The sequence below is a fragment of the Candidatus Aeolococcus gillhamiae genome (assembly GCF_016464765.1).
GTDB lineage: Bacteria > Chloroflexota > Dormibacteria > Aeolococcales > Aeolococcaceae > Aeolococcus > Aeolococcus gillhamiae.
The window spans coordinates 1-7,525 of sequence record NZ_JAEKNS010000140.1; the positions used below are offsets into that span (position 1 = coordinate 1).

Annotated in this window: 8 protein-coding genes, 1 tRNA gene and 1 pseudogene; 4 read left to right on the plus strand and 6 right to left on the minus strand. The window is 65.1% G+C overall.

Going from position 1 to position 7,525, the window contains the following annotated elements; all coding sequences use genetic code 11:
* The 3 genes and pseudogenes from JF886_RS13885 to JF886_RS13895 all read right to left on the minus strand — a co-directional run.
* A pseudogene (locus JF886_RS13885) lies at nt 1-139 on the minus strand (IS5/IS1182 family transposase); the annotation flags it as partial.
* A 464-nt stretch (nt 140-603) separates the two neighbouring features.
* Nucleotides 604-753, minus strand: a complete 150-nt coding sequence (locus JF886_RS13890; RefSeq protein WP_337313454.1) for a hypothetical protein — start codon at nt 751-753, stop codon at nt 604-606.
* Nucleotides 754-951: 198 nt separating this feature from the next.
* Nucleotides 952-1,407 (minus strand): DUF6247 family protein, encoded by a 456-nt coding sequence (locus JF886_RS13895; protein WP_337313455.1) that lies wholly within the window; start codon nt 1,405-1,407, stop codon nt 952-954.
* A gap of 159 nt (nt 1,408-1,566) precedes the next feature.
* Between JF886_RS13895 and JF886_RS13900 the strand changes: the two genes are divergently transcribed.
* On the plus strand, nt 1,567-2,466 hold the full coding sequence (locus JF886_RS13900; protein ID WP_337313456.1) for an HNH endonuclease: 900 nt from the start codon (nt 1,567-1,569) through the stop codon (nt 2,464-2,466).
* 81 nt (nt 2,467-2,547) lie between these two features.
* Nucleotides 2,548-3,729 carry a hypothetical protein gene (locus JF886_RS13905; RefSeq protein WP_337313457.1) on the plus strand — a complete coding sequence of 394 codons (1,182 nt, stop codon included), beginning with the start codon at nt 2,548-2,550 and terminating at the stop codon, nt 3,727-3,729.
* Between the two features lie 145 nt (nt 3,730-3,874).
* On the opposite strand, the gene JF886_RS13910 is transcribed toward JF886_RS13905, so the two are convergent.
* Nucleotides 3,875-4,804 (minus strand): restriction endonuclease, encoded by a 930-nt coding sequence (locus tag JF886_RS13910; protein ID WP_337313458.1) that lies wholly within the window; start codon nt 4,802-4,804, stop codon nt 3,875-3,877.
* Nucleotides 4,805-5,497: 693 nt separating this feature from the next.
* On the opposite strand from JF886_RS13910, the gene JF886_RS13915 reads away from it, so the two are divergent.
* Both JF886_RS13915 and JF886_RS13920 read left to right on the plus strand, forming a co-directional pair.
* Nucleotides 5,498-5,734, plus strand: coding sequence for a nucleotidyltransferase family protein (locus tag JF886_RS13915; protein ID WP_337313463.1), 237 nt, complete (start codon nt 5,498-5,500; stop codon nt 5,732-5,734).
* Nucleotides 5,735-5,959: 225 nt separating this feature from the next.
* On the plus strand, nt 5,960-6,319 hold the full coding sequence (locus JF886_RS13920; protein ID WP_337313459.1) for a helix-turn-helix transcriptional regulator: 360 nt from the start codon (nt 5,960-5,962) through the stop codon (nt 6,317-6,319).
* Between the two features lie 3 nt (nt 6,320-6,322).
* On the opposite strand, the gene JF886_RS13925 is transcribed toward JF886_RS13920, so the two are convergent.
* Both JF886_RS13925 and JF886_RS13930 read right to left on the minus strand, forming a co-directional pair.
* Entirely contained in the window at nt 6,323-7,285 is a 963-nt protein-coding gene (locus JF886_RS13925) for a tyrosine-type recombinase/integrase (RefSeq protein ID WP_337313461.1), read from the minus strand.
* A 151-nt stretch (nt 7,286-7,436) separates the two neighbouring features.
* Nucleotides 7,437-7,512: transfer RNA gene (locus JF886_RS13930), tRNA-Gly, on the minus strand.
* Nucleotides 7,513-7,525 lie beyond the last annotated feature (13 nt).

Consider the following 7,525-nt stretch of genomic DNA (forward strand, 5'->3'; position numbering starts at 1 on the left):
GGCTCATCGCGTACCCCGGGTGCCTGGTCGTGCGCCCGTCGATGGCGCTGCGCCGGTTGCTGGTGTTCTGGGTGACCCGCGGTGTCACCTTCAGCGCGCGGCACCCGGCGACGAAGTCCTTGGTGTCGTATCCCTTGTCGCGCATTGAAGAGCACGCCGCCTGTCGTGTTGTCCGGGCTGAGCGGCTCGACGATGAAGTTCGACCGGCCGGTGTTGCTTCCCGATAGCAGTCCAGGTGACGTGTCGTAAGGCGCCGGGACGTTCATCACTCCATCCCCCCGGCCGCTCAATACCACCGTAGGATTCGGCGTCGGCAACGGGGTGGGCAGTGGGGTGGGTGCCAGGGTCGGCGCAGACGTGGCCGCGGTGGGGGCGGTGGAGTTGACCGGGTTGCTCGACGCCGTGCTGGAGCCACATCCGGCGAGCCCTATCACCGCGAGGGAAGTAGCCATGATCCGCAGCACGGGGCGGATCTTGCCCGATCGCCGAGGCGGATTCAAGAGCAGTCCGCCCGACCCACCGAGTAGCCACGCTGGCAACGCCGGCCGGCCAAGGCGGTCGCTGTGCGCAGGTGGTGACGCGCCGGGTCGGCAGGTCAAACAGTCACTCTGTCACCTTGGGATGGCCGGTGACCGCATCAGTCAGCCACACCGTACGGTGCGCGTCGTCAATGCAGTACCAGAGCCGGCCGGCTCCGGTCACCTCGTACTGCCACTGCTCCATGGGCGTGCCGTTGACGAGGCGGCTCCCCAAGCTGCCTCGAAGCGGATGCTGCCTTGCATCCCGCTGACGAGGATCGCTCGTGATCCGCTCCCACGCAGTTCGGCTGTTGGTGGGTGCGGCAGCGCACACATTCGCCCATCCGGTTACCGCTTCGCTGGTCGCGTATCGGAGGTCCCACTCTCCCGCTCGAGGCGGCGGCGCGACGCGTTCCCGTCGCTTCGGCATGCGCTATGCGGCGGGCAGAGCAACGCGCCCGCCGGCGGCATCAGTCGGCCGGCGAAGCCGCCGAGCCAGCTTCGGATCCGCGTGGATCTCTGCCGTCGCCCGCCACTCACGTACGAGCTGGCTCATTGGCCCGTACGTGTCGAGGTCGGCCGCGGCAGCGGCTACGCGGGAAAACTCCTCGACAAACGAGCGCCGATCTGCACCGGGCAGGAACTCGAGCCAAGGAAATGCGTCACCAAGCGCATCCCCGAGCGCCCTGGGGTTGTGGACAGCCAGGTTGCGCAACGTACGGCCGAATGCGGCGAACGCCGCCGCCCTCTCCGTCTCCCGGTCCGCCCGCGTCAGCCGCAGATCGGGTTCGTCGCGACGGCGAAGGACGACATCCCCTTCATCTACCTCGATGGCAACGTCCTTAGGGTGTCTGAGGAGATCTGAAAAGGGCCGTTCTGTCACTCTCATGGCCAAATGATATCAGAACTACTTCGGAAGTAGCGCTCTACTGCCCTCGCCCGAAGGCGCGGAATAGGACGAGGCGATCGACGCCGAGCAAGGGCGGCAGAGCGCCCTAGGAGGCCCGGAGGCTTGTCGCATAGTCGAAGCAGTTCTACGCTCCCAGCCGTGGACGTTGATCGTGACCTCGAAGTCCGGTCGGCAGCGATGGCGCATGTCGAGCAGCTTGCCTTGCGGTTCGGTCGAGATGCCATCCCATGGCGGATCATCGCCGCCGGCTTCTCCTTTCGCGGAAGCACGGTCAAGCTGATGGGTCCACAGGGGATCTTCAAGCCTTCGATCCTCGACCTACCTCTCACCATCACAACCTCCCCGCGCAACCCGTACGGGGACCTCGTTCAAGACGACTATCTGGTCTATCGGTACTTTCAGACCAATCCCAACCACCGCGACAACAACGGATTGCGTGAGGCGATGGAGGCGCGTCTCCCGTTGATCTATTTCCACGGAATCGTGGAGGGGATATACGCGTTGTTTAGCCCGGTGTACGTTGTCGAGGAACTGCGTGGGCAGCTGGCGTTCCGCATCGCGGTCGCCGAGACCCCGGCCAGCGTGCCGGTGGATGCGGCAATGTTCTTCGCCGAAGAGCCCGCCCGCGCGTATCGGGCGCGCCTGGTACTTCAGCGCTTGCACCAGGCCGCTTTCAGTCAGCGTGTACTCCGCGCGTATCGGCATTCGTGTTCAGTCTGCAGCCTCCGCCATCGTGAGTTGCTAGACGCTGCACATATCGTTCCTGACGCAGACGTCCGCGGAGTGCCCCGCGTGACTAACGGCCTCGCCCTGTGCAAGTTGCATCACGGCGCATTCGACAGCAATATGATCGGCGTCTCACCTGCTCGGGTCATCGAGGTTCGAAAGGACATACTTGATGAACACGATGGACCCATGCTGCTGCATGGTCTCCAGGGTGTTCATGGGCAGCCAATCTCCCTACCCCGGCAGCGAGCTGACCATCCCGCAGTTGAGTATCTCGAGGTCCGTTATGAGCAATTCCGCAAGGCCGGTTGAGGCGGCACACGTGCGGTGACAGCATGCAAGAGAAGGCACCATCAGTAACTGCCGTCGCTTCCTCCGCGCTAGAGTTCGCACATGGCGGACCCCACCCTCGCGAGCGCACTTGCCAAGCTCGTCGTCGAGGGCGGAGCGGGCGACGCAGCGCTGCGCATGATGAAGGCGAAGCGAAAAGGCCAGCCCTCCGATCCTGGGCTCATGTTGAGGGTGGCTGTCGCTCCGGACAGTTTTGACCTCGCCAGAGAGACAGAAATCACGAAGACGGCGCTCTTATACGGTGACACCGTTGAGCTGGTGAGCCCCACGGCAGCGATGCTCTTCGTCGTCCGCAACCTGCAAAGCATGACGGCCGACGAACGACTCACGATGAGTGGCCCGATTTCCGCTCTCCTCGGACAGGCCGATGCATCCACCGCGCTCCCAGAACTGAGATCGCTGCTTCGGGCGCGCCATATGTCCGGCCGAGCCCTCGTGCAGCAACGGAAGCTTCAACGCGGATTCGACGAACGGTGGGATGAGATCAGTGCTGTCGGAGATCGGTTGTGGACGGAGGCTGGCGGCAGGGAGCTTGATGTCGCCTGGGACGCCGGACTCTTGAGCTTCGGGCTGGTCCAAGAGGCTGTCGCGGATTACGACCGTCTTGTCGACCATTTTGTAGACGGCCTGCGTGAAGCGGTCCAGGGGACCCGCGCGTACCCCCTCTTCGACGACGCGAGCGGCAGTTTGGTATCGACCGCTATCGCGGAAGGGGCGTGGCGGATCCCCGAGCTCACGGCGCGTCGGGTTTCGGAAGCGACGATGGCTACGGGGTTGGTCGGCAACCTTCCGGCGTATCCAACGGCCTCAATGCGTGGAGTCATCGAAGCTCGTGAGGCGCTCGGCGAGCACTTGCCCGCATTCCGTAGAGCGGTCACCCAGCTTGACGCGGTCGCAAACGATCCCCTTGATGAATCATTCAACGACGCGATCCGGGACGTATACCTGAAGGAGGTCGAACCGGCCTTCGCAGATATACGTACCGAGCTCGCCCGCGTAGAGGGAAGTCTTCTGGGGGCGGTCGGAAGCACCGCTCCAGCTCCCGTAATTGCTACCGCACTCAGCTTTGGTCACCTCGACGCGCGGGTGGCTGCGGGGCTGTCTGCCGCATCATGGGCGGTCCTTGCAGGGGCAAGGATGCTGTCGGAGCGGGGCGGCCGACTCCGGTCAGCGAAAAGACACCCGTTCTACTTGCTATACGGCGCGAATGAACACTGGTCCTGAGTCGGCCGTGCTAGTCTGCGGAGAGTTGGCTTGTGACGGCACAGCGACCGCTGGCGTGCAGTAGCCGCGCCGGATGCCCCCGGGAGGTGCGATGTCATCCTGATTTGCCCGGCTGACGAGAGGATCTGTCCCGCGCGAGGGTCCATCATCCTTCTTCGAAGAAGTCGAGGTCGATCCGTGGAACAACGTAGGTCCGATCGGTTGCGATGCCGACGCAATGTTCGATCATTAGCTCCGCCAACGTGGGCCCGTCGATGAGCACGATCCGCTTTTCGATCTGGTTGACGTAGCTCTTGGCGTCAGGGGTGAACGATGACGTCGTGATCATCACGCCTTTGCGAGCCCGAGCTCCTTCAAGGCTCCCCGCAAAGGCTTGGATCACCGGCCGACCCACCACGCTCTGCCATCGCTTCGCCTGGACGTACAGAGCGTCAAGTCCGAGGCGGTCCTCCTTAATGATGCCGTCGATGCCCTCGTCGCCACTTTTGCCCACGACCGAAGCTGCGTCTGCGTAGGACCCTCCGTACCCCATCGCAACCAGCAAGCGAACCACCAGCTCTTCGAAGAATCGCGGAGACGCACTTCGGACCTTCTCGAGCACCTCCACCGCTACCTGCGTGCGCAACTCGCGCCATGTCCGCTCGAGGGTCTCATCAGGCGTCTCCGCGGTACCCCCAATGGTTGGGCCACTACTCCCGTCGAGTGCTATCGCTCCGGGCACAGGTGGCGCCTTGGTGCGGCTCTCGAAATCGACGAACGCGGGGTACTTCCTCAGGAAGGCAAGATCGATTCGCTTCGGGTTGGTGGAGATGACCTGGCGCCCCTCATCAGACAGACGGATGTAACCCCGCTTTGGGGAAGTCAGCAGCCCGGCTTGGTACATGTACGTGCGGGCCCACTGAACCCGGCTGTAGAGCACTGTCGCTCTCCCGCTGGGAACCAGGGTCGAGCGTTCCTCCTCGGAAAGCCCGAACTCGTCCGCCAGCCTGGGCAGCAGTTCACTGGTCCGGTGGGTCTCGCCGTCGGCGACAGCCCGGAGCAGCGGCACCATGAATGTTTGGTAGTCGGGGATCACTGCTCGCGCAGGATACCCGCCGACGCCGGGGCGCTTGGCGATGCCGGCATGCTTATGGGCTATCGCGTTCGCCTACCGGCCCCTCTCCTTAAGCGCCGGCGAGGACACTATCGCGGGTTCGAAGCCGCGACGGCGCGCGGTCTGCCGGGGCGCAACGCTGGGAGCAATGGCCAGGTCATCTGGAATGCGATAGGGCGTACGTCGCCCGAAACCAGCTCGCGCGAGTGGTGGATCTATCACGCCAGCGTCGACGAGTACTCGGAGCGACTGCCAGACCTTGCCGGGACCCGTTGAGAGAATCTTTCCGAGTTCGGGCTGGGTGATCTCCGCTCGGCCAGTCGAGTCAAGCCTGGCCAGCAAGGCGAGGAAGGTCGATAGCGGGAGGCCAGAAAGACGCAGAGCGGCAACCCGTTCGAGGCCTGCGGCCGAAAGGTGGATGGCATGCTGCCCGTCAGTCACGCGTTGATTAAACCTACTCCCACCAGGGAGGTGCCACTGTGTGTATTGGGGTCGGGCGCGAGCCAGGCGGGAATGCACGGGGCGGGGACGTCAGCAGGCGACGGGTTGACGATAGCGACGAGCAGGTTGCACGACTGTCAGCGCCAAGCGACGGGTGGGCTGCAGCCGGTGTAGCGTCGGCACCGTGGCTCTGACGATCGACGACTTCGCTCGCAAAGGCCTGACATCCTCGCGATCGCTCGGCGGCACGGGGCGAGCCACATCCGCGTCTTCGGCTCGGTTGCCCGCGCTACGGCAGACGATGTTAGCGACGTGGACCTCCTCGTCGACCTCGAGGCGGGGCGCACGTTGCTTGACGTCGTGGCCCTCGAGCGAGAGCTCAGCGCCCTCCTCGGATACGCGGTGGACGTCGCTAGCCGTTTTCGTCCTTCGCTTCGTCGCGCGGTCGAGCGCGACGAAGTCGAGCTCTGAGCCACGCCGGCCGGGGCAACGGCCAGGTGGTGCTCACCCCGCTCGTCACCTGCGATGAACACACTGTGCCGAGCTGTGCCGAGCGTTTGCGTCCACCGTGGGTTCATCGGCGGTCCATCCGATCCAGGTACTTCGAAACCCACGCCGACCGTGTTCAGGGCCACCCCGGCTGCGTGTCCATGGTGTGTCCCTCGCCAGTCCAAGCCGCTGGCGATGCTCGGTGGCATGCTCACACGGATCGCTTTCGACCAGGAGTTCGCTCAGGCACTCCGCGTCCGCGGATTGACGCTGACCGAACTGGCGGTGCGTGCCCATGTGACCGTGGCTACCGCGTCCGCCGCCGTCCAAGGACGACCGCTCAACGTCTCGACGGCCACGCGCCTCGCCCGGGCGCTGGCATCCGCGCCGGTAGTCTCCGAGCTCGAGCGGTGGGCGCGTGCCCCCGCGAACCAGCAACCCGCGCGTGGGCGGCGCGCGACCGTCGCCCTCGTCGCACCGGCGCCGACAGACCATCCCCACCCCTCGCGGCATGCGGCGCCGGGCGCTCGCGCGGACAGCTATCAGCTCCCGCTCGACGTCGCCTGACCCTCAGTCGCTCCGCTTCTTCCAGGCCTCGAGGAGGTCGGCCTTCTGGTAGTGGACGTAGCGGCTGACCATCGCGAGGGTCGTGTGCCCGAGCACCCGCTGCAGGGCCATGACGTCCACTCCGGCGCTCAGCGCACGCGTGGCAAAGGTGTGCCGGAACTTGTGCGGATGCACCCGAATCCCGGTCTCCATGCTGATCCGCCGCATCACCAGCTGCACCGCCCGCCCGGTCAGCGGCTCGTACACGCCACCCCGCGACCGCTGCGACAGGAAGAGCGCCGACGACCCCCCATCCGTGGCTGGCCGCGCGTGCCGGATGTAGTCGCGCAACTTCTTGCTGAGCCGGACCTTCCCGGTGTCGAGCGGGACCACACGGTCCTTTGCGCCCTTCCCCTGCCGCACACGCAGGTAGGCGCCCTCGGGTCCGTCGATGACATCGTCGACCGACAGGTGGGCCACCTCCTCGAGGCGCAGGCCGGTCCGCATCAACACCTCGATTAGCAGCCGGTCCCGCGGCGACCGGGCGGCCTTGATGATCCTGCGCTCGTCCTCGGCGCTGTACGTGTCCGGCTCTCGCTGGGGTTGCCGTGGCGCCTTGACGGCCAGCACGTCAGGGTCGGCACCGTAGCCGCGCCGGATGCAGAACCCGGCGAAGTTTTTCCACACCCTGTGGAAGGAGTGCACCAAGGCCGGGCTGACCCCTGCGGCGAGCAGCTCTGCCTGGAGCGCCTCCAGCATCTCGCCGTCGAGCTGTCGTGGCGAGATGACCTCGTGGTCGGCAAGGAAGATCTTCGCCCGCGAGCCCGCGAGATGCCACTCGTAGTTCTCGAGCGTCGCCGGGCTCAGGTTCTCGGCCCGCTTGCTGGCCAGGAATCGCTCGACCGCCTCGTTCCAGGACAGGCCGTGAGGCGCGCGGGAACGGGCCGGCGAGGTGCGTCGCTGGGGCCGAACCGCGGGCTGTGGCATGAGGGCATCGTATTCGAATAGGAGCGTGATCGTTTGGAGCCTGACACCCCTAGGAGCGCTTTATTCGGCCTTTTTGGAGCCGCTTAGCTATTTGCTCCTAAAAACCGAAAGCGCTCCAACTTGAGATCAAAACTGACCTTCACAGAGGCGCTGGAGCGGGAGAAGGGACTCGAACCCTCGACATCCAGCTTGGAAGGCTAGCGCTCTACCAACTGAGCTACTCCCGCTCGGCAACCCTCC

What these genes read in the sequence shown, in the direction of transcription:
- JF886_RS13895 (WP_337313455.1), bottom strand. Translation starts at nt 1,407, where the DNA reads ATGAGAGTGACAGAACGGCCCTTTTCAGATCTCCTCAGACACCCTAAG.
- JF886_RS13905 (WP_337313457.1), top strand. Translation starts at nt 2,548, where the DNA reads ATGGCGGACCCCACCCTCGCGAGCGCACTTGCCAAGCTCGTCGTCGAG.
- JF886_RS13920 (WP_337313459.1), top strand. Translation starts at nt 5,960, where the DNA reads ATGCTCACACGGATCGCTTTCGACCAGGAGTTCGCTCAGGCACTCCGC.
- JF886_RS13925 (WP_337313461.1), bottom strand. Translation starts at nt 7,285, where the DNA reads ATGCCACAGCCCGCGGTTCGGCCCCAGCGACGCACCTCGCCGGCCCGT.